18 protein-coding genes are annotated in these 20,767 nt (G+C 61.0%); 14 read left to right on the top strand and 4 right to left on the bottom strand.

The annotated features are described in order from the left end of the window. The first annotated feature begins 126 nt into the window (after positions 1-126). Complete coding sequence (locus O2S87_RS03090) at positions 127-1,134, top strand: glycosyltransferase family 2 protein (RefSeq protein ID WP_475407337.1); 1,008 nt, start codon at positions 127-129, stop codon at positions 1,132-1,134. Between the two features lie 80 nt (positions 1,135-1,214). Here the strand turns inward: O2S87_RS03090 and O2S87_RS03085 are convergent, their stop codons facing one another. Both O2S87_RS03085 and O2S87_RS03080 read right to left on the bottom strand, forming a co-directional pair. Next, complete coding sequence (locus tag O2S87_RS03085; RefSeq protein WP_475407336.1) at positions 1,215-2,213, bottom strand: GNAT family N-acetyltransferase; 999 nt, start codon at positions 2,211-2,213, stop codon at positions 1,215-1,217. Between the two features lies 1 nt (position 2,214). Next, positions 2,215-3,888: an alkaline phosphatase family protein gene (locus O2S87_RS03080; protein ID WP_475407335.1), complete on the bottom strand. Its 1,674-nt coding sequence runs from the start codon at positions 3,886-3,888 to the stop codon at positions 2,215-2,217. A 606-nt stretch (positions 3,889-4,494) separates the two neighbouring features. Between O2S87_RS03080 and O2S87_RS03075 the strand changes: the two genes are divergently transcribed. The 12 genes from O2S87_RS03075 to O2S87_RS03020 all read left to right on the top strand — a co-directional run bounded on the left by O2S87_RS03075 (position 4,495) and on the right by O2S87_RS03020 (position 17,577). Continuing rightward, positions 4,495-5,076, top strand: coding sequence for an acyltransferase (locus tag O2S87_RS03075; RefSeq protein WP_475407334.1), 582 nt, complete (start codon positions 4,495-4,497; stop codon positions 5,074-5,076). After that, positions 5,073-6,518, top strand: a complete 1,446-nt coding sequence (locus O2S87_RS03070; protein ID WP_475407333.1) for a nucleotide sugar dehydrogenase — start codon at positions 5,073-5,075, stop codon at positions 6,516-6,518. Before O2S87_RS03075 ends, O2S87_RS03070 begins: the two co-directional genes overlap by 4 nt. Further along, positions 6,518-7,291 carry a hypothetical protein gene (locus O2S87_RS03065; RefSeq protein ID WP_475407332.1) on the top strand — a complete coding sequence of 258 codons (774 nt, stop codon included), beginning with the start codon at positions 6,518-6,520 and terminating at the stop codon, positions 7,289-7,291. Before O2S87_RS03070 ends, O2S87_RS03065 begins: the two co-directional genes overlap by 1 nt. A 10-nt stretch (positions 7,292-7,301) precedes the next feature. Further along, on the top strand, positions 7,302-8,195 hold the full coding sequence (locus O2S87_RS03060) for a polysaccharide deacetylase family protein (RefSeq protein ID WP_475407331.1): 894 nt from the start codon (positions 7,302-7,304) through the stop codon (positions 8,193-8,195). Between the two features lie 48 nt (positions 8,196-8,243). Continuing rightward, entirely contained in the window at positions 8,244-9,248 is a 1,005-nt protein-coding gene (locus O2S87_RS03055) for a GNAT family N-acetyltransferase (protein WP_475407330.1), read from the top strand. A gap of 116 nt (positions 9,249-9,364) precedes the next feature. Then, complete coding sequence (locus O2S87_RS03050; protein WP_475407329.1) at positions 9,365-10,369, top strand: methionyl-tRNA formyltransferase; 1,005 nt, start codon at positions 9,365-9,367, stop codon at positions 10,367-10,369. Further along, complete coding sequence (locus O2S87_RS03045) at positions 10,362-11,096, top strand: polysaccharide deacetylase family protein (RefSeq protein ID WP_475407328.1); 735 nt, start codon at positions 10,362-10,364, stop codon at positions 11,094-11,096. The genes O2S87_RS03050 and O2S87_RS03045 overlap by 8 nt, the downstream gene beginning before the upstream one ends. 136 nt (positions 11,097-11,232) lie before the next feature. Then, the gene (locus O2S87_RS03040; RefSeq protein ID WP_475407327.1) at positions 11,233-12,201 is read left to right on the top strand and encodes an NAD-dependent epimerase/dehydratase family protein; all 969 of its coding nucleotides are present in this window, start codon (positions 11,233-11,235) and stop codon (positions 12,199-12,201) included. A 633-nt stretch (positions 12,202-12,834) separates the two neighbouring features. After that, positions 12,835-13,407, top strand: coding sequence for a DUF7344 domain-containing protein (locus tag O2S87_RS03035; RefSeq protein ID WP_475407326.1), 573 nt, complete (start codon positions 12,835-12,837; stop codon positions 13,405-13,407). Positions 13,408-13,848: 441 nt separating this feature from the next. Then, on the top strand, positions 13,849-15,666 hold the full coding sequence (gene glmS, locus O2S87_RS03030; RefSeq protein ID WP_475407325.1) for a glutamine--fructose-6-phosphate transaminase (isomerizing): 1,818 nt from the start codon (positions 13,849-13,851) through the stop codon (positions 15,664-15,666). 206 nt (positions 15,667-15,872) lie between these two features. Next, positions 15,873-16,151: a HalOD1 output domain-containing protein gene (locus O2S87_RS03025; RefSeq protein ID WP_475407324.1), complete on the top strand. Its 279-nt coding sequence runs from the start codon at positions 15,873-15,875 to the stop codon at positions 16,149-16,151. Positions 16,152-16,254: 103 nt separating this feature from the next. After that, positions 16,255-17,577, top strand: a complete 1,323-nt coding sequence (locus tag O2S87_RS03020; RefSeq protein ID WP_475407323.1) for a phosphohexomutase domain-containing protein — start codon at positions 16,255-16,257, stop codon at positions 17,575-17,577. 54 nt (positions 17,578-17,631) lie between these two features. On the opposite strand, the gene O2S87_RS03015 is transcribed toward O2S87_RS03020, so the two are convergent. Beyond that, positions 17,632-17,913 (bottom strand): PadR family transcriptional regulator, encoded by a 282-nt coding sequence (locus O2S87_RS03015; RefSeq protein ID WP_475407322.1) that lies wholly within the window; start codon positions 17,911-17,913, stop codon positions 17,632-17,634. 803 nt (positions 17,914-18,716) lie between these two features. Continuing rightward, complete coding sequence (locus tag O2S87_RS03010) at positions 18,717-19,514, bottom strand: helix-turn-helix transcriptional regulator (RefSeq protein ID WP_475407321.1); 798 nt, start codon at positions 19,512-19,514, stop codon at positions 18,717-18,719. A gap of 242 nt (positions 19,515-19,756) precedes the next feature. On the opposite strand from O2S87_RS03010, the gene O2S87_RS03005 reads away from it, so the two are divergent. Next, the gene (locus O2S87_RS03005) at positions 19,757-20,722 is read left to right on the top strand and encodes a DMT family transporter (protein WP_475407320.1); all 966 of its coding nucleotides are present in this window, start codon (positions 19,757-19,759) and stop codon (positions 20,720-20,722) included. Positions 20,723-20,767: the final 45 nt, after the last annotated feature.

Below are 20,767 nucleotides of genomic sequence, written 5' to 3'. Positions count from 1 at the left end.
CGGTTCGAAGGTGGTCACTATCGATTCGAAGAGGTGGCTGTTGGCTCGCAGGCAGAGCATAACAAAGCCTCGTAACCTCCGTTGTGGCCGTAGTGGCCGGGGCTTGACCGTCCGCTTGATTTATCAATGTATAATGAATATACAGTTGCTGTTGTCGTTCCGGCGTACAACGAATCGGGATTCGTCGGAGACGTTATCGAAACGCTCCCATCCTTTGTCGACCGTGTCTATGTGATCGACGACCAGTCGACCGACGGCACGTGGACGGAGATCACCGAAACCGCAGCGTCGATCAACAGTTCGACGACCGCGACAGACGGCGGGGCGAACTTCGATAGACGGGTCGTTCCGATTCAACACGAGGAGAACCGGGGTGTCGGTGGAGCGATCAAAACCGGTTATCTGCAGGCCCGTGACGACGAAATCGACGTCACGGCTGTGATGGGTGGTGACGGCCAGATGGATCCGACGATTCTCGAACGCATCATCGAGCCGGTCGTCACCGGCGAGGCCGACTACGCAAAGGGCAACCGACTGATCAACGACGTCGACCACGTCGAGATGCCACGGTTCCGGCTGATCGGCAACCGAATACTGACCCTCCTGACGAAAATCGCCAGCGGCTACTGGCAGGTCGGCGATCCACAGATGGGGTATACGGCGATCTCGTTGGATGCACTCCACGACGCCGATATCGAGGGCATGTACGAGTTTTACGGCTACTGTAACGATCTGCTCGTTCGGCTGAACGTCACCGGCCACCGGGTTGCCGACGTACCCTCGCCGCTGAACTACGGCGACGAGCACAGCGACATCAGCTATCTCACCTACATTCCTCGCGTCTCGCTGATGTTGTTGCGGACCTTCCTCTGGCGGCTCTGGTCGGGACGTCGAACCGCCGGTGGCCTCGCGATTCTGGTGCTCTATGTCAGTGGTGCGGTCGGCACGGTTGGCAGCCTAGTGGCGGCACTACGTTCCAGCGACGACTCGGATGTGGCGAGTCAGTCGACAACGAGCGCACTCGGTGGTGTGTTCGTGCTCCTGTTGGCGATGGCTGTCGACGGGCTGTTCAACTGGCGGAAAAACACTCGGATCTCCCTCGACGAGGAACGAACAGAGACTGACGAGTCCTAACAAACACTCACGCCCGAATTGCGCAAAACACCACAGACGAGCAGTAACGAGACGCTACCGGCGCGAATCGAGCAGTCGACCTACCGGACGTGTTTATAAATCTTCGAAGCCAGGTTCATCACTGGCGTCCCGGATGTCAGCAACTGGTAGGTCTGTAGCTGCGGGCTGAACTTCGCTTTGTACTTCGAGATCCGTTCGTTGTTCGCGCCGACCAGATCGTACCGATCCAGCCCGCGTTCTTTGGCCCTAGACATGATCTCCCAGTCCAACAGGTCGTTGACCGGAACGTCGGTGTTCCTCTCACCCCAGCTCTGCCAGCCGTACACCGTCTGGTCGTCTTCGAGCGTGATATGGCCGCCGACGAACTCGCCGTCGACCCGACAGCCGTAGAGCCGAAACACGTCGTCTGGAAGTCGACGGGAAAGCTCAATGACGAACTCGGGGGTGATAGCGAAGTGGACGTCCTGGTCGGCGTGGCGAGCCTGTAGCTCTCGGATCGTCTGTCGTATCTCGGCTTCGCCACCGAGCTCGATTTCGTAGCGGTCCTCGTCGGTCCCCGAAATGTTGCTTCGCCCGTCGCTACTGAACGCCATCAACAGGTCCTCGCGTGAGGGGGAGAGGTCGACGACGTACGTATAGCGCGTTGTCGGCTCGAAACCGCCCCAGACGAACGGTCGGGTGTCGGTGTAGTTGAGACTCGTCCGAATGTGCCTGTATTTCGGATCGACCGTTTCGGCCAGTTCGTCGAGACAGCCGCCGATGAATCGGCTGTTGGTTTTCTCCTGTCGACGCCGCTTTTGTTTGGTGTGATTCAGCAGTGCTGGGCCGAGATAGTTGATTTTGAGCCGCGGCGGCGGCGAAAACGCGGTGCTGATCGGCCCCTTCGAAATCTCGAAGATCGGAAACAGCCCGACCGGCTCGTTGCCTTTGTATCCGACGTAGGGGTGCAGGGTCGCCCCGGCGTCAGCTGCCATCACATCGAGGCATTCGGCCCGGTGAAACGGCGTTGTCTGTGTGCTCTTTTCGACGAGATCGTTCCAGTCGTCCGGATCGTGTACGGTGGTAATATCGAGTGCCATTTTACTCCAAGTAGCCGAGGTCTGCAAGTCGCTGTTCGACTGCCTCCGTGTCGACAGTCGTTGTTGGCGCTGATTCGGGCTCGAATTGCGGATATTCTGTGCAGCCGGTCGGCTGGACGATCGGTAACGGATCGCCGTCCATTGCTTGGTCGACTTCGAGGCCGAACACCGAGAGAATCGTCGGGGCGATGTCGAAAATATGGCCACTGGCGTCGATGTCCGGATCGACCGCCTCACCTGCGGCCATGAGGATTCCCGTCCGTTTGTGTTCCCACAGCTCCGAGGGGTCGCCGAACCACTCGTTGCGAACTGACGCTGACAGATACTGGCTGAAGCTGGTCGGCACCGTGACGATATCCGGCGCGTCCTCGACGTACGGACCGTCGAACACCGCTTCACGTGGCAACACCTGTTCGAAACAGGGCTGGCCGCCCGGAGTGCGGACTGCCGAGAGCGCCTCAATGAGATCGGCGCGAACCGACTCGTAGGCCTCTGGGCTGACGACGCCCGCTGGCTCTCGCCCCTCGACGTTGAGGCGAACGCCCATCTCGGTGCGAGAGCGCATGTACGCGGTCGAGGATTCGAAGTCGACCTGTTCAGTGCCTGCCCGAATGAGCTCGCTCGGAACGCGGGCGGCGATCGGGTCGGCGAGACCCAATCGGCCGAGAGCGGCGGCGATCCGCTGGCTCGTGAGGCCGACACTGGCTCCGAGTTCGAGCAGTCGCGCGATCGTCGACTGTGTAGACGTCGACGATGTCGAGGAGTTCGATCGGTCGGTCGTGTTCGAGCGCTCGGTCGTGTTCGTTCGGAGCTGGCGGCTGGCGAGAGCCGACCACGACGGCATGCCGCCGTCACCAGTCGTCGTCGAGGCGAACTCTCGGTCCCGGAGGAACGCGTTGACCCGAAACTCCCGGTCCATCGGTCCGAGCCCGTGATCGCTCACGACGAGTGTGAGATCCGGCTCACAGGCCTCCAGAATCCGGCCGACCTCGTCGTCGACCGTCTCATAGACTGTCCGAATCGCCTCGTTGTCGGTCGGATACTCGTGGTAGACCGTATCGGTCTGTTGGAACTGCACGAAACCGAAGTCGGGATCTCGGTCGTCGACCAGGTACCGAAAGGCCTCGCCTCGCATCCGTGTCAGTCGCTGGTAGCTGTTGACGCGCTGCTTTCTGGATGTCTCGCTGTTGCTCGCCTCGGCGTACAACCGGTACGAGCCCAGCTCATCGTTCAGTTCGTCCCAGGTTCCTTCGGGGTGGCAGGTGGGTACTTCGGGAGCCATGTAGCCGGGGACGAGAGTCCCCGAAAACGGTCGCGGCGGGTGGGTCACCGGAACGTTGACCACGACGCTCTCGTAGCCGCACATCGACAACAGCTCCCAGATCGCGTGTGTCTTGACCGTCGACCGGTCGACGATGTCCCAGTCGTAGCCATCGAACTGGAGGAAGTCGTACACCCCGTGTTTGCCGGGGTTTTTGCCAGTGTAGAGCGAGGGCCACGCGCTCGGCGTCCACGGGGGTAGCTGCGATGTCAGCGCTGCGGCAGTCCCCTGATCGCGGATCGATTCGAGATGTGGGACCCTGCCGTCATCGATGAGCGGTTCGAGAACGCGAAGACAGACACCATCGAGACCAACGACGAGTACGCGCAACCCAGTCGCTTCGCCAGGAGACATGTACGCATCTGTGGTATGGGTGTCTCTTTGTTATGCTCGGCTTGCAGTACCGAAACCTCGGTGTGATTCGGACATCGTCCGGACCTTCGAAGGGCTCGCGGTCGCACCTGGGATGCCGATCGACTGCCGACCGGACCGCTCTCTCCGGTAAACGGTGGGGTCAAAAACAGCGTACAGGACCGAACCGGCCGCATGTGGTCAGCACGCGAGACCCATGAACCGTCTCGCAGCCGATAACCTACCAACGTCCATGACTAACGGTGTGTTACTCCCCAAGTACTCGGGTTTTAGCGGTCGAACACCCGGTCGACGATCCTGTTGATGGGTTTCAAGCCGACAGCAACGAGCTCACCATTCGCTCGGGCGCGACTATCCGGTCGGCACCCATCTGTGCCGTTTACGGGCCCAGTCCAGGAGAAAGGATCACATAACAAAGAAACTACCACCGAAATAGCCGGGTAGGTCCACGGGTAGCCGCTCGTGGAGTCAGTGGCAGCTAATACAAATATCAATGAACACATACGATTCTACACCACCAACTGGTTCTATACGACCGAGTGATCGTCGCGAACGCGACGATCCGTCCGACCGTGGAGGCGTTTTCCGATGAGCACCGAGCCGCAGCTCGGCGAGAACTGCGAGATCCAGCCGGGCGTTAGCCTCGGTGAGGCCGCCGACGGTGCGTCGCCCGTGATCGGCCGCGAGTCGACCATCCGCTCGGGTGCGATCATCTATCCCGATGTCACCATCGGCGACCGGTTTACGACCGGTCACAACGTGCTCGTCCGCGAAGGAACGACGATCGGTGACGACGTGGTCGTCGGGACGAACACGGTGATCGACGGCTCGACGACCGTCGGCTCAGGCGTCAGCATGCAGACCGGCGTCTACGTCCCGACCGAGACCACCATCGGCGACGACGTGTTTTTGGGCCCCCACGCCGTGTTGACCAACGATCCGTATCCGATTCGGACCGACGTCGACCTCGTTGGGCCGATTCTCGAAGATGGCGTCTCGGTGGGTGCGAACGCGACGCTGTTGCCCGGCGTTGCGGTCGGCGAGGGATCGTTCGTCGCCGCTGGCGCGGTCGTCACCGAAGACGTCCCGCCCCACACGCTGGCAGTCGGTGCGCCCGCGGTCCATCAACCGCTTCCCGACCCACTGCAGGGAGGCAATGAGATCCGATGAGCGAGCCAGTAGGCGTCGACTACCTGTATGGAGCCGACGCAGACGAACCCCACCAGCGCGAAGCCCTCCTGTCGGGAGAGATCCCCGTCGCCGTCTACGGTCTCGGAAAGATGGGACTCCCGTTGGCCGGCGTGTATGCCGACCTCACCGGATCGGTCACCGGTGCCGACGTCGACCCGACGGTTGTCGAATCAGTGAACAACGGCGAGTGCCACGTCGACGGCGAGCCCGGACTGGCCGAGTTGGTCGACCGCACTGTCGAAGCGGGCTCGCTTCGAGCGGTCGACGACCCTGCGGCGGCCGCGAAACACGCGCGGCTCCACGTCGTCATCGTCCCGACACTTATTACCGACGAGGGAACTGCCGATCTCTCGATCGTCGAGTCGGTGGCCACGGCGATCGCCTCGGGGCTCCAGCCCGGAGATCTGGTCGTCATCGAGTCGACGGTTCCACCACGGACCTGCGAGGACACTATCGCGCCGCTGTTGGCGGCCGAAAGTGGGCTGTCGATCGGCGAGTTCGGCCTCGCCTTCTGCCCCGAGCGAACCGAAAGCAGCCGAGCGATCCGCGACATTCGGGGGTCGTGGCCGAAAGTCGTCGGTGGCCTTGACGACGAAAGCACGCGAGCGGCCGCACTCGTCTACGATCAGATCACCGACAACGACGTGATTCGGGCGTCGGATGCGACGACCGCCGAGGCGGTCAAAGTGTTCGAGGGCGTCCACCGCGACGTCAACATCGCGCTGGCTAACGAGTTGGCGACGTACACCGACGAGCTCTCGGTCGACGTTCGAGAGGCGATCGCGGTTGCCAACACCCAAGACGAGTGCGAAATTCTTCGACCAGGCCCCGGCGTTGGTGGCCACTGCATTCCTTACTATCCGTACTTCCTGTTCGGCGAGTTCGACGCCGAAAGCCCGTTGCTCAGAACCGCCCGACAGGTCAACGACGAGATGCCAGCGTTCGTCGTCGGGAAGCTCACCTCACTGCTATCGGCGCGCGATCAGTCGCTTGAGGGGGCCTCGGTGTTGGTTCTCGGTGGTACCTATCGAGCCGGAGTCGCCGAAACTCGGGCCAGTCCCGCGATCGGTGTCACCGAGACGTTGTCGGCCAACGGTGCGCGCGTCGACATCGTCGACCCGATGCTCGATTCGTTCGACGAGTTCGACGCCACACCGGTCGATCTGGCCGCGTGCGCCGACACCGACTACGACGGAATCGTTCTCGTGACGGCCCACGAGGCGTTTTCCGATATCGAGTGGGCGACGTTCGACGATCCAGTCGTCGTCGACACGCGCGCCGTGCTCGATCCCGATGTGGTCGGACACGAACTGTACACCATCGGCGGCCGCGGCGCGTTCGACATCGCAGCCCAGAGGCGTGGCTCCGAACCGACTGGCGAGCAGACGAACACCGCGGCCACTGACGGAGGTCGAAACTGATGGCTGCCGATTTCAGTGACGAGGCCTATGCTTCCTTGCTCGATGCCGGACTGAACGCCGGCTACGAGTTTATCACGGTGCAGGAGTACCTCGGCGCCGACTCGCTGCCCGAGCGGTTTCTGATCGTCCGCCACGACGTCGACCGGAAACCGATGAACGCGCTGCAGATGGCCCGAACCGAGGCCATTCGGGATATTTCGACGACCTACTACTTCCGGATCATCCCCAAAACGTTCCGCCCGGAGCTGATCGGACGTACCGCGGCGCTGGGCCACGAAGTAGGCTACCACTACGAGGACCTCGATACCGCGGACGGCGACGTGGAGGCGGCCCAAGACTCGTTCGAACGCAACCTCCGGCGGTTCCGGCGGCTGTGTTCGGTCGAGACCATCTGTATGCACGGCAACCCCCTTACGCCGCACGACAACCGTGAGATGTGGACTGGCGACCACACGTACGCCGATTACGGCCTGTTAGGCGAGGCCTACCTGTCGATGGATTTCGACTCAGTCACCTACTTTTCGGACACCGGCCGGACGTGGGAAGACGGCCCACTCAAGGTCAAGGACCACACGATGGGCGAGGGCGACAAGCAGGTGCAGGTCGACACCACGTGGGAGTTGATCGACCTCCTGTCGACTGGCGAGATCGATCAGGCGTGTCTGCTCGTTCATCCCAACCGGTGGGCTGGCTCGTACGCCGAACTGGTTGCCGAACGAACCAAAGACGCCGCCACGAACGTCGTTAAGTACGGTCTACAGCTTCGACCATGAGGAGTAGCCAATGACTACTGACCACACGTTCGCGCTCTGTCTGACCCACGACGTCGACCGGCCCTACAAGACGTTTCATGCGGCCGCTTACGCGCTGCGTGATCGCGACCCCGAGCACCTCCGGTCGCTGTTGCCCGGAACGAACACGTTCTGGACGTTCGACCGGATCATGGAGTTGGAGGACGAACTCGGCGTTCGGTCGGCGTTTTATTTTCTCTCCGAACAACGGTTGTTCGGTGACCGGCCCCCGCGGGAATGGTTCACCAAAGACGGCTGGCGGCTGTTTGCAGGCCGTTATTCGCTCGAAGACCGACGCATCGTCGACCTTATCTGCGAACTCGATGCGGGCGGTTGGGAGGTCGGCCTCCACGGCTCGTACGAGTCGCCGACCGACCGCGGGCGGTTGGCAGCCGAAAAACGGGCGATTGAACGCGTTCTCGGCCAGTCAATAACGGGTGGTCGACAACACTATCTGAACCTCTCGATCCCCGAGACGTGGCGACACCACGCGGCGATCGGGTTGCAGTACGATACCAGCCTCGGGAGTTCGGATAGTTACGGCTTCGAGCACGGCTACCAGATCAAACGGCCGTTCGACGACGAGTTCGTCGTCTTCCCGCTGACGATCATGGAGCTTGCGTTGCCGAACGTCGAAGAGGATCTCGCCGGTGCGTGGGCCGAATGCGAACGGGTCCTCGAAGAGGCCGCCGACAACGGGGCCGTGATGACGATTCTCTGGCACCCTCGGTTTTTCAGCGAGCTTGACTTTCCGAACTACACGGAGCTCTACCGGCGGATTATCGAGCGGGCCCAGCAGCTGGGTGGCTGGGTCGGGCCGCCGGGCGAGTACTACGCTCAACTCGAGCACCCACGGCCGCCGATAACCGTCGCAGACCGGCGATAGTCGGTCGGTAACAAAACCCTGGTTCTGTGTTGGATTGGCCACCTTCGTATGCGACTCGAACGACTCCCGTTGACTGACTGGGCCGACGCACTCCCCTCGCGCGGCTTCGAACCGTTTCACACCGCCGAGGCGCTGTCGGTCCTCGACGAGTACACCCGTGGTGATCTGTATTTATTTGTGGGCTACAAGGGAACCAATCCGGTCGCGTTGCTCCCGCTGTTCGTCGATCGTCGACCGGTTGGTATGCTGGTGACCTCGCCACCGCCCGGCTTCGGCGTGCCACGACTGGGCCCGATTTTGATGCCCGCGAGCCCGAAACGGAGCAAGCAGGAACGGCTTAACCGCCGGTTCGCCAGCGCGATCGTCGACGAACTCGGTCTCGACTCGGTCCGGACGCTGTTTCGCATGATCGGGAATACGAGCTACACCGACCCCCGGCCCTACCGCTGGTCGTCGTTCGAGGTCGAGACCGCGTTCACCTACACGCTCGACGTCGACGACACCACTGCCGACGAGCTGTTGTCGAACTGTAGCAAGAGTCTGCGGCGGGAGATTCGAGACATCCGCGAACTCGATGTGAGCGTCGACGTCGAGGGGCAAACGGGGGCCAACGCGGTGCACGAACAGACCACCGCACGCTACGACCAGCAGGACGAGCCGGTCAGTTACTCGTGGGAGTACGTTCGCGACCTCGTCGACTCGCTCGGCGAGCGGGCCCGTACCTACGTCGCCCGTGGTCCCGACGGAGAGTTTCTCAGTGGAATTACGGTGCTGTACTCGAATGATGCGGCCTACTTCTGGCAGGGCGGTGCGCGCGTCGAGTACGAAGGAACGACCGTCAACAGCGCGCTCCACTGGCGGATCATCGAAGACCTTATCGAGGATCCACCGGTCGAAACCGTCACCATGTACGACCTCATGGGGGCGAACACCGATCGGCTTTGTCAGTACAAAAGCAAGTTCGGCGCGTCCTTGGCACCCTACTACACGATCGAATCGGCTGGCCCGAAAATGACGCTGGCAAAACGTGCATACCGAACAATCACGAATTAACCCGGCAGTAATGAGCTGTTACAGTATTCGGCTTGCGGGAGTATTCGAGGCCACAGCGGTCGGTTTCGCGTGGTGAGTTTATAACAAAGCGGTTAGTATCCGAGCCACCGGGTAGGATGGATATCCCTGATGATGCGGCGATCGTGTACACGAGCGTCTCGACGCCCGGCCACGAGGTTCTCGAAACCCTGCTCGAACACGAGGTTCCGATTACACAGCTCGTTTCGATTACTCCCGAGATGGGTCGACGCGCCGGCGTCGCGAAGTATACCGACTTCTCGGCGATCGCCGATGAGTACGACATTCCGATCTACTACCCCGAGACGTACAGCATGGACGACCCGGACGTCGACTTCTTCGAATCGCTCGAGGCCGACCTGATGATCGTCAACGGCTGGAATCGGATTATTCCCGGCGAGGTCCTCGACACATTCGACCAGGGTGTCCTCGGCAACCACGGTAGCGCGTTCGGCCTCCCGAAGGGCCGCGGGCGGTCGCCGCTGAACTGGTCGTTGATTGAATCGCTCGATCGATTTTTGCTCTCGATTATTCGGCTTGATGCGGACGTCGACTCGGGTGCGGTCGCGGCGACCCGGAAGTTCGACATCACCGAGTTCGATACGATCCGGTCGCTGTACTACAAGATCACCCTCTCGATCGAGGAGATGCTCTTGGACGTGATCGGCCCCATACTCCGCGAGGAACACACGTTCGAATCCCAGACGGGAGAGCCGACCTACTACCCCAAGCGGACGCCCGACGACGGCGAGATCCATTGGGGCGAGCCAATGGACGAGATCTACAACCTCGTTCGGGCCGTTACCCACCCCTATCCGGGGGCGTTCACGTTTCACGAGGACCGTCGCGTCGACATCTGGTCGGCGAGGCCGTTTTCGACCGATTTCGGCTTTGCAGCAGCGCCCGGCGAGATCATCTCGGTGTTTCACACCGACGAGTTCGTCGTCTCGACGCCCGACGGCTCGGTGCTCGTCACCGACTGGGAGGCCGACAACTGGCAGCCCGTCGCGGGGATGGTCTTCGAGTCAGTGGGCGATCACAGTCGCGTCGACGGCCCCGAACAGAAGCAGCATCTGACGACGTCCGAGGCGGCCGATGACTGATTCGCGTCTCGACTCGCCGGCCGAGCTTTCGTCGGTAGAGTATCGTCTCGACGAGTACGAGGCGCTGATTCGGTCGTTTCAGGCCGCTGGCTACGAGTTCTCGCTGTTCGACGAGGCCGATCCGCCGGACTCGAAGGAGGTCCTGTTGCGCCACGACGTCGACCTCTCGGTGGGTCGCGCGCTCGCGATGGCCGAGCGCGAACACGAACTGGGCGTACAGTCGACCTACTGTCTACTGGTGGGCGCGCCGGTGTACGATCTCACCTGGCCTCAGAACGTACGCACACTCCAGCGGATCGACAAACTGGGCCACGACCTCGCACTGCATTTCGATACCCACCGTTACTGGGCCGTCGACGACGAGCCAAGTGTCGAAAGTATCGAGGCGAAAGTCACCGACGAACTCGACGTGGCGAGCCGACTGCTCGACCGCAAGCTGTCGACGGCCTCGTTTCATATTCCACCGCAGTGGGTGCTCGACCAGCCGTTTGATGGCTTTACGAACACCTATGGGCCACCGTTTTTCAGCGAGATCGACTACGTTTCGGATTCGAGCCAGAAGTGGTCCGCAAACCGACCGTTCCCCGATGGGCTCGCCAACTGCTTGCAACTACTCGTCCATCCTGGCCTCTGGCACACCACCCACCGGCCGATGGCCGACATCGTCGACGTCCAGCGCCGCCGGAGCCACGCGGTAGTCGACCGTTACTTCGATCCGCTCGCCTGACTGACTCCGGTTTCGCCTCTGTCATTCAGTATCCACGATGACTCGAAGCCGTTCGGCTGCCGTAAGGACTCCGTACTCGCGGGTGGCTCCCGACAGTGTACCAATTACAAACCCACCGAGGCGTCTGGGTGAACCAATGACCGACCCGGATCGCGATACGCAGGTGGCGAACGCGCCGACCGCCGTTGAGACGACACACGGGCCGACCGACAAATCGATCCTCATCACCGGCGGGGCGGGATTTATTGGGAGCCATATCGCTGCCGCGCTCGCGGCCGACAACAACGTACGGATTCTCGACAACTGTTCGACCGGAGATCCTGCGGTCGTCCCATCGTCGGTCGACTTCGTTCGGGGAGATATCCACGACCGATCGCTGCTCGAACCGCTCGTCGCCGAGGCGGATATCGTCTACCACGAGGCCGCAATCGTCAGCATCGAACAGTCGCTCTCTCAACCGGTCGACAGCCACACGACAAATGTCTCGGCGACCGTTGGGCTGCTCGATATCGCCCGTCGACACGGGACGCGCGTGGTTTTCGCCTCCAGCTGTGCGGTGTACGGCGATCCCACGTCGGTTCCGATCTCCGAGAGCGAGCCGACAACACCACTGTCGCCGTACGCGGTCGACAAGCTCGCGGCGGACCATTACGTCCGTGTATACGGCCAGCAGTACGGGTTTCCGACGGTCGCTCTCCGGTATTTCAACGTGTATGGCCCTGGCCAGCGCGGCGACTACAGTGGGGTGATCGATGCGTTCGTCAAGCGTGCACGGGCTGGCAAGCCGCTCGAAGTCCACGGTGACGGCGACCAGACGCGGGATTTCGTCCATATCTCGGACATCGTTCGGGCGAACCTGGCCGCTGGCGTGACGTCCAACACCGGTCAGGCGTACAACATCGGCTCCGGTCGCGAGACGACGATCAACGAGCTGGCAGTCACGATCCGAGATTTGGTCGACCCCGACGTTCCGATTCGAAACACCGAGCGGCGACCGGGCGACATCGCCCGCAGTCGGGCGGATCTCTCACGATCGAAACGTCGACTCGACTACGAGCCGCAGGTGACCCTTACCGACGGCCTCCAGTCGGTACTCTCCGAATAACACCGTCGTATTGACGGGCCTAATCGACTCCCAAACCCCGTCGAGGTCACCGAACAGGCCCCTCCAGCAGGCAGGGGATAAAAGCGGACGTATTGCGAACGAGAGCAGGTTCGTTACTGACTACGTGACATTCGAGACGGTTGCGAGTGATTGACGTACCATAGTATGGTTTGCCTATCGACAGCCCGAAATTGTTGCCTACTTGTCAGTCATATCAGTAAACCATACGTGAGATTTATACAATTGGTTTCACAATACAGAAGTGCACAGAAACGAACCGATGCAACACCCCCGCAGCTGAGTAGATTACACAGTCCCCACAAGCGGTCATGAAGATGACACCCCACTCCACGCCGCACTGGTGTCTCCGTAGCAACCACTGGTCAGGGTCGACCGGGCTTGCACCTCTCCACGTTAGGTCAGCGTCCTCTCGGCCAACGAAAAGTGTGACAGCTATCGTGACAGCGACCCCAGAACCGATGCTATCGGCCGTCACAGATGCTATCCGTTGCTGCTGTCGCACCCACTGTGGCGTGGCCGATCTACCGGCTGTCGACCCTGCACGGTTAGACCAATCGGCCCGTCGAATCGGTGTTCGCGCGAGCCGATCATCCCCCGCTACCTCAGTGACACATGAGTTCGAAAACAGCCCCCACAGAATCAAATCAGCCGTACAGTGAGACGAAAACCCCTCCAGATACCCCAGCCGACGCGACCGAGACAGAAATCGAGCCGCTCTCGTTAGATCTCGTCTTCGAAGTGCTGAAAAACGAGCGTCGACGTCGAGTACTGAAGTTCCTCAGTGACAAATCCGGGACGGTTTCGCTAAGCGACCTCGCAGAGCATATCGCGGCGATAGAGAACGACACAACCGAGGCCCAACTCTCCTCGCAGGAACGCAAACGTGTGTACGTTGGGCTCTATCAGTGCCATCTACCGAAAATGGATGACACCGACGTCATCGAGTTCGACGGCAACCGCGGCACGATTGAGCTCGGCGACAACGCAGAACAGCTGTATCCGTTTCTCGAAGTCGAAGACGAAACGCAGCGACCATGGCCGACCTACTACTTGGCGCACACTGCGGTTAGCCTCGTGCTGTTCGGTGCAGCACTGGTTGCCGCCCCGTCGATCATGACGCCCGTGTTCGGGCTCTCGCTTCTCGGGTTTGGACTGCTCGGAGCGGTCCAACACAGCCTCACGTAGGCCCACACGCTCTCAACCAGCGACTACTATGACGGACGGTACATCGCAACCCGATAGCCCACCCTCGACAGCTGTCGGTTGCGACCAGGTTTATAGCACTCGCTTACACTTGCTCCACATCAAAGGTGTGGATACCTTCCAGTTCAAACGAGGTAGTCCGGCTCATACGCTCGCATTCGACGCCCAAGCTGTCGAATCGTCGCCGAGGTATCCAATGCTTACCGGTGTCGGCGAGCGGGGATGTTTCTGACAACGGATCTATAACAAAGCCGGATTAGCCCCCCGACAGGGTGTTGACAGTCCCGGCTCCGAACACCGGGTTGCTTTCGATAGTACACCAATGACCACTCTGTACACCCCCCACCGACGACAGCGAACCGACTGCCAGGCAGGCACTGTCCGGACACCAGCGCCGTTCGGCCCCCAACGGAGGGTCGACTGATGTGTGGAATCACCGGTCGGATTCGATCCGGGAACGCGGTCGACGACCTGATGTCGGGGCTCGAAAACCTCGAGTACCGTGGCTACGATTCGGCCGGCATTGCAGTCGTCAACGGTCACGGCATCGATGTTCACAAATGTGAGGGCGAAGCCGTCGAACTCCGACGACTCGTCGACCGGAACCAGCCGAACGGATCGATCGGCATCGGCCACACCCGCTGGAGCACACACGGGCCACCGACAGACGCGAACGCTCACCCACACACCGGCTCGACAAACCGGGTCGCGGTCGTCCACAACGGCATCATCGAGAACTACGACGTCCTGCGCGAAGAGTTGCGGGGCCGTGGCCACGAGTTTTCCAGCGACACCGACACCGAAGTCGTCCCCCACCTCGTCGAGGAGTTTCTCGACGACGGCGCTGAACCGTTCGACGCCTTTATGAACGCCGTCGACCGGCTCGAGGGCAGCTACGCGCTGGCGATGGTCGTCGAAGGCACTGATGCGATTTTTGCGACCCGCAACGGCTCGCCGCTGGTCGTCGGTCTCGCCGACGACGGCTACTTCCTCGCCAGCGATGTGCCAGCGTTTATCGAGTTCACCGACCGGGTGATCTACCTCAAAAACGAGGATGTCGCGGTGCTCCGACCGAATTCACACGGCATTTTCGACCGATCGGCAACCGCCGTCGACCGGCCGGTCGACACCATCGAGTGGTCCTCCGAAGACGCCGAGAAATCGGGGTACGACCACTACATGCTCAAAGAGATCCACGAACAGCCCGCTTCGCTCAACCAGACGATTCACGGCCGATTCGACCCCATGGACGGCTCGATCACGCTGGATGACTTCGAGCCGGGCGAGTTCAGCGACATCTCACGCGTGGAGTTCGTTGCCTGTGGGACTTCCTACCACGCCGCGCTCTACGGCTGTCACCTGCTGGGCCAACGCGGGATTCCCGCCTACGCCCATCGCGCCGGCGAGTACGCTTCGAACCCGATGCCGGTCGACGACGAGACGCTCGTTATCGGAGTCACTCAGTCGGGCGAGACCGCCGATACGCTCGAATCGCTTCGTCGGTTAGACGAGACGCCCGTACGGACACTCACGCTCACAAACGTCATCGGGTCGACGGCGGCCCGTGAGACCGACGACGTGTTGTACATCCGCGCAGGCCCCGAGATCGGCGTGGCAGCGACCAAGACTTTCTCCTCGCAGGTCACTGCGCTCGCGCTGCTGTCGGAGCGACTCCACCGGGATATCACCGGCGAGCCCAGCACGCAGTCAGCGGAACTGCTGGACTCGCTCGGTGATCTCCCCGGCCAGATCGAGTCGATTCTCGATGCCGATCCGACCGCCGAACTCACAGAGCGATACCAGGGGATGGATTCACACTTCTTTATCGGTCGGGGGATCGCCCATCCGGTCGCCCTGGAGGGTGCGCTCAAATTCAAGGAGATCACCTACGAACACGCCGAGGGCTTTGCGGCTGGCCAACTCAAACACGGACCGCTCGCGCTCGTCACCCCGAACACGGTCGTCATCGCCATATTCACCGGAAACCACGACGAAAAGACGCTCAACAACGTCCGGGAGGTCCAGGCCCGTGGGGCGTCGGTAATCGCTATCGCCCCCGAAGACGCCCGAGAGATCGCCGAGACGGCCACGGAGTTCGTCCCGATTCCGTCGTCGACGCCGGAGCTCAACGGTCTGTTGGCGAACGTCCAACTCCAGTTGCTCGCCTACCACGTTGCCGCGCGGCTCGAACGGTCGATCGACAAACCACGGAATCTCGCCAAAAGCGTGACCGTCGAGTAATTCCAGGTCACGGTTCCACTGTCGGACCGATTTTTTGCTGAGAGTTATTTAGGTGCCAGCCTTGCCGTTGAACGATTGTAACGTGTTCAATTACTGATTAATTTGTATGCATACGACAAATATGGTAACGAATATCCCCATACATTGGCCACGATAACGTAGGTACAGATTGATATGGGTCCTCTTAACCGAATACGGACAGCGCTATGAGCGATTCTCGACACATGAACGCTGAACAGGCCGCTGACAGTGGCTCGTCGCGCGGTACCTGGCGGGATGCGGACTCCGTTGGCACCGCTGTGGTGCTCGCGGTCGCTGGCGAAACCGATCAGACTCCGACCGACCTTCCTCCGCTGTCGGCGGCGGTCGACGCCGATGCGCTCGAGACTCTCCTTGATAGTGGTGACGACTCGATCAGGATTTCGTTCACCTATGTTGGGTGTGCGGTCGTCCTGCGCGGTGACGGTGCGCTCGTCGTCTCGTAGTCGACGACCAACGCCACCGTGTCGGGTTTTCGAACCGAGTAGTGAGTGCCGAACGGTCAGTATGGCCTTCATACCTAAAGCACGCGCTCGATAGTCACAGCCCATGTTTGGTACGGGCGGTATCCGTGGGCCTGTTGGCGAAACTATCGGGACAAACCTAGCGATTCGACTGGGCCGAGCCGTCGGCACCCACGCCGAGGTGGTCGTCGTCGGCCGCGATGTCAGAGACAGCGGGCGAATGCTTGAACACACGCTGGTGGCTGGCATCGAAGAGTGCGGCAGTCGAGTGATCCGTGTGGGCATCGAGTCGACGCCGACGATCGCCCGAAGCGTCCCGTGGCTAGATGCCGATCTCGGAGTGGCCATCACCGGTTCACACAATCCAGCCGGTGACAACGGTTTCAAATTCTGGAACGACGAGGGCCGCACGCTCGATCGAACCGAGTATCGTACGCTCGTCCGCCGGGCCAACGCCGGGACCGTCTCGCTGGCGGCGCCCGACGAGATCGGCTCTACCACGCAACGGACCGACCTCCGCGAGCGCCATCACCAACGGCTCGTGTCGGCGTTCGATGGCGGTGGCCGTCGGTCGGTTATCGTCGACCTCGGCAACGGTGCTGGGCGGCTGACGGCCGACGTGCTCTGCGAACTCGGCTACGACGTGACCACGCTGAACAGTCACCGGGACGGGAGTTTCCCTGGCCGTGGCAGCGAGCCAACCGCAGCCCGCTGCGAGCGACTCAGCCGGATTGTCCGGGCGACCGACGTGGCTATCGGGCTCGCTCACGACGCAGATGCCGACCGACTCTGTGTGGTCGACGAGACCGGCCGGTTCGTTCCGGGCGACGAACTGTTCGCCCTGTTCGCCTCCCACGCTGTACAACCGGGCCGCCGGGTCGCCGTCACTGTCGACACCAGTTCGCTCGTCGAGGACGTGGTGCGGAACGCTGGCGGCGAGATCGTCCGCACCGCCGTCGGCGAACTGTCGGTCGCGGCCGCTATGGATGACGACCGGGTCGTTTTCGGTGGCGAGCCCAGCGGCCTGTGGATCTGGAGCGAGGAGTCACGGTGTCCGGATGGTCATTTCGCCGCCTGTCAGCTGGTCGACCTCGTTCGGTCTGCGGGACCGCTATCGAGTCAGCTTGCGGGGCTCGACGACCGGTATACGATACGGCGAAGCTGTCTGGATGCGGACGCGAAGTACGACGCAATCGATCGTGTACGTCGACGACTCAACGGTGAGTACAGCCGACTCGATACGACCGACGGCATTCGCATCGAGACGGACGAGGGCTGGTTTCTCATCCGGGCCAGCGGCACTGAGCCGAAGATCCGACTCACCGCCGAAGCAACCGACACCGAAACCGCAGATCGCCTCTTCGAGCGCGCAGTGCGACTCGTCGAGTCGGCTGCGCTTGCGGTGTAATCGATCGACAGGAGGGCAGTCAAAAAACGGTGTGATTGGAGAGCCGACGGGGCGTTACTCTGCGGGCGCCGAGACGTACTCGTCTTCCCACTGGCGGCGCTGCTCGATCAGCTCTCGGCCCTTGGGGGCGAGTTCGTAGTAGTTGGTTCGTTGATCGTGCCGACCCTTTTCAACGAGGTCGTAGTCGACCAGTGTATCGAGGTTCGGATACAGGCGGCCGTGGTTGACGTTGTCGACGTGCTTTTCGATCTCTCTGCGGACCATTTGACCGGAGGGGCGTCCGAGGCCTGCAATAACGTACAACAGGTCTCGCTGGAAGCCGGTCAGTTCAAACATACGGGTCATCCATATGGACGGTCACCCTGCACCATCATTGTTAGTTACTGCTGAAAACGATATGGAGTAATTTACCCGTGTGGCTCCAGTATGGCTTGATTGCATCCTCTAGGCCGACCGTAGGTAAGCTAATCTGAACTGTTTCTCCCTCCGCAGTCTGGCGATTGCAACGATCGAAACGCTGCTCAACACATCTATTTGGTGGGTCAGTAATCACTGAACGATCAGCTTACCAGACAGACTACCCTCATTTTCCAGGTCGACACGACTCGGTCGAAACAAGGATATAAACCTCCACCACACCAGATAATAAAAAGCGCAATAGTTTCGTACTCAATTTTATCAGAATTCTTTGCATGTATCTATGTTGTATCCGATAGTTCATCCGTGGGCGTCGAGGGGCTCTCGGTGCAGCCGAGCACGCCCGGTGTTTGATTTCGAGGACCTCAGACGACAGATCGACTTCGGGCTGATCGAACGCTGGCTGGTCTTCGAGGCGTCGTGTCATAGACAGTGTAACCCTGGGTGTCTAGGCCCGTTGATCGCTGGCTGCACCGGGGTAATCCGTCCGATAGCCTTTGCTTACTACTGTGAAAAATTAGTTATGGTGCAATGAAAACAGATGGATATGATGAATGCGGTTCTCAATAGCGTAGGCTGTGGGTATCTTTCTATTAGACATGTGTATCCACCGATCGCGTTCATGTCGCGCTGTCGACAGGCGCACACAGACCGAAGACAGAAGGTGCCGGTGATGAGTGACAGACGGAGTACACATACCGATGAGAGTCGGTCTGTTCGTCTTATTCGAACTCACCGAGCTGTTGGAGATCGAGCGGTCGACTCTCGGCGCTGTAGCGGTTGTACACTTCGTTGGCCCAGTCGGCGACTGCGGGACTGTCGGTATCGAGCGCGGCTTGCAGCCGACCGGTGTCGTCACGAACCAACAGGCTCACCACACTGTCGGTCAGTGTGACCGCCAGTGGAACTGGCCCATCGTATATGTACACCGTTGCCGTCTCGGCGTCGACGAGCCGCCGGAGCTGATCTGCCAGCGCGGCATCATCGGTAACCGGCTTGATCGCACTGGCTGAAAACACACCCTCGAACCGGCCGCCGTCGGCCACCCAGTCGGTGACCACTTGGAGCGTTCGGTCGTTGAACGCGTGCGATAAAACCGTTACCTGGTTTGCGGCCCGAATGAGATCGGTCACCCGTCCGACCGGCGCGCCGGGCCGTGTGCGACTCGGAACGGTGACCGTCGCGTCTTTGAGCGCCCGGAGGTCGAAGGTGAGCTCGTCGGTTGGAAGCCACTCGACGAGCTCGCGGAGTTTTATTTCTGTTTCGAGAATGTCGTACAGCTCGCCAATCCCGTCGGCGACGAGCCGACCGGTCGCCGTCGATTCGTACCCCTCGGGGCTGCGATCGATCCAGTTTCGCTCGGTGAAATCCCTGAGAATCCGCCCCAGCGTCGGCTGTGAGGCTCCGGTTTCCGCGCCGAGTTCCTGACGAGTATGAGCTCGGTCGGCCAACAGCGCCAGCACGTCGACTCTGTTGGGCGACAGCGCCAGAAACTCGATCTCCTCGAGAACCCGATCCATACACCCATATGTGGGTCCCGCTGGAAGTCAGTTTCGCCTCGGTTTCACGGTGTGAAATCCGATCAGTCGACGACCGAGCTGCAGTACATGACCGTCTGTCGAGCGTGTGTCTACTTTCTTACTCTGAAATCCTTTCTGAATTAATTTATACGGCTGTGGCTCTTTTGGGTAGGTATGACAGGCACTCGAGAGAGGTTCGGTGGCTCGATCGATCGGGCACGACTCGCAGGAGGCGATCAGTGATGAGTCGACGGACCCACCGGACACTCTTGATGTTCATTCTCGTGAGTGTCTTTTTCGGCGGGACGTTCGTCGCGGCGAAAGCTGGCCAGGCGTCGGTTCCACCGCTATTGCTCGTCGCCCTTCGGTTCGACATCGCGGCCCTCTTGCTTTTCGGCTATGTCGTGGTGACTCGTCCACGATCCGAGTGGATTCCGAAAACCAGCGCGGATGTCATGGGAATCCTCGCAGCCGGTATCTTCGCCATCGGGCTCGCCAACGGCCTGCTGTTCGTCGGCCAAGGCGCAGTCTCCAGTGGCGTCGGCGCGATTCTCTTCGCGCTGGTTCCCATCTTCGCGCCGCTGCTCGCCGGCGGCCTACTCAGCGACGAACGGCTCTCGGCATCGGGCGCAGTCGGCACGGTCGTCGGACTCATTGGCGTCGGAATGGTAATCGACGTTCGGCCAGCAACAGTAGTCGAGACGTTCGGCGGCGGGGCGATGGTCGTGCTCGCGGGCGCGGTGAGTCTCGCGCTCGGAACCGTCCTCATCCGGCGCGCGGACGCTTCACTGTCAAGCACGGTTCGGACGGCGTGGGCGCTGCCGATCAGCGCGCTGTTGCTCCACGCGCTCAGCATCGGCGCTGGTGAGTCGACCGCTTCGGTCGAGTGGACGCTCGGCGCGATCGTCTCGCTCGTCTACCTCAGCGTTTTCGCAGGCGCGGTCGCCTATATTCTGTACTTCAGCCTGCTCGACGAGATCGGCGCGACCCAGTCGAGTCTGGTGTTCTACGTAAGCCCGGTTGTCGCCACGATCGGCGGCGGACTCCTGCTCGGCGAGTCGGTTTCGACCACGACGATTACGGGCTTCGGCGTGGTCGTCGTTGGCTTCACCATCATCGGCCACGAGACGATCGCACCGGTGATTCGCCGGACCATCCAACGGACTGTCGGGCAGTTCGAGAGACAGCTGCCGTTCAACCAGAAGTAACATCCGTTCTTTCGATCGGTTCTGTGCGACCGCGGTCGACCCCGA

The organism is Halohasta sp. A2, from assembly GCF_056175805.1.
This window is presented reverse-complemented; position numbering and strand designations above follow the sequence as displayed.

Coding starts and splice junctions, on each gene's coding strand:
- O2S87_RS03090 (WP_475407337.1), top strand. CDS start 127: ATGTATAATGAATATACAGTTGCTGTTGTCGTTCCGGCGTACAACGAA.
- O2S87_RS03085 (WP_475407336.1), bottom strand. CDS start 2,213: ATGGCACTCGATATTACCACCGTACACGATCCGGACGACTGGAACGAT.
- O2S87_RS03080 (WP_475407335.1), bottom strand. CDS start 3,888: ATGTCTCCTGGCGAAGCGACTGGGTTGCGCGTACTCGTCGTTGGTCTC.
- O2S87_RS03075 (WP_475407334.1), top strand. CDS start 4,495: ATGAGCACCGAGCCGCAGCTCGGCGAGAACTGCGAGATCCAGCCGGGC.
- O2S87_RS03070 (WP_475407333.1), top strand. CDS start 5,073: ATGAGCGAGCCAGTAGGCGTCGACTACCTGTATGGAGCCGACGCAGAC.
- O2S87_RS03065 (WP_475407332.1), top strand. CDS start 6,518: ATGGCTGCCGATTTCAGTGACGAGGCCTATGCTTCCTTGCTCGATGCC.
- O2S87_RS03060 (WP_475407331.1), top strand. CDS start 7,302: ATGACTACTGACCACACGTTCGCGCTCTGTCTGACCCACGACGTCGAC.
- O2S87_RS03055 (WP_475407330.1), top strand. CDS start 8,244: ATGCGACTCGAACGACTCCCGTTGACTGACTGGGCCGACGCACTCCCC.
- O2S87_RS03050 (WP_475407329.1), top strand. CDS start 9,365: ATGGATATCCCTGATGATGCGGCGATCGTGTACACGAGCGTCTCGACG.
- O2S87_RS03045 (WP_475407328.1), top strand. CDS start 10,362: ATGACTGATTCGCGTCTCGACTCGCCGGCCGAGCTTTCGTCGGTAGAG.
- O2S87_RS03040 (WP_475407327.1), top strand. CDS start 11,233: ATGACCGACCCGGATCGCGATACGCAGGTGGCGAACGCGCCGACCGCC.
- O2S87_RS03035 (WP_475407326.1), top strand. CDS start 12,835: ATGAGTTCGAAAACAGCCCCCACAGAATCAAATCAGCCGTACAGTGAG.
- glmS (WP_475407325.1), top strand. CDS start 13,849: ATGTGTGGAATCACCGGTCGGATTCGATCCGGGAACGCGGTCGACGAC.
- O2S87_RS03025 (WP_475407324.1), top strand. CDS start 15,873: ATGAGCGATTCTCGACACATGAACGCTGAACAGGCCGCTGACAGTGGC.
- O2S87_RS03020 (WP_475407323.1), top strand. CDS start 16,255: ATGTTTGGTACGGGCGGTATCCGTGGGCCTGTTGGCGAAACTATCGGG.
- O2S87_RS03015 (WP_475407322.1), bottom strand. CDS start 17,913: ATGTTTGAACTGACCGGCTTCCAGCGAGACCTGTTGTACGTTATTGCA.
- O2S87_RS03010 (WP_475407321.1), bottom strand. CDS start 19,514: ATGGATCGGGTTCTCGAGGAGATCGAGTTTCTGGCGCTGTCGCCCAAC.
- O2S87_RS03005 (WP_475407320.1), top strand. CDS start 19,757: ATGAGTCGACGGACCCACCGGACACTCTTGATGTTCATTCTCGTGAGT.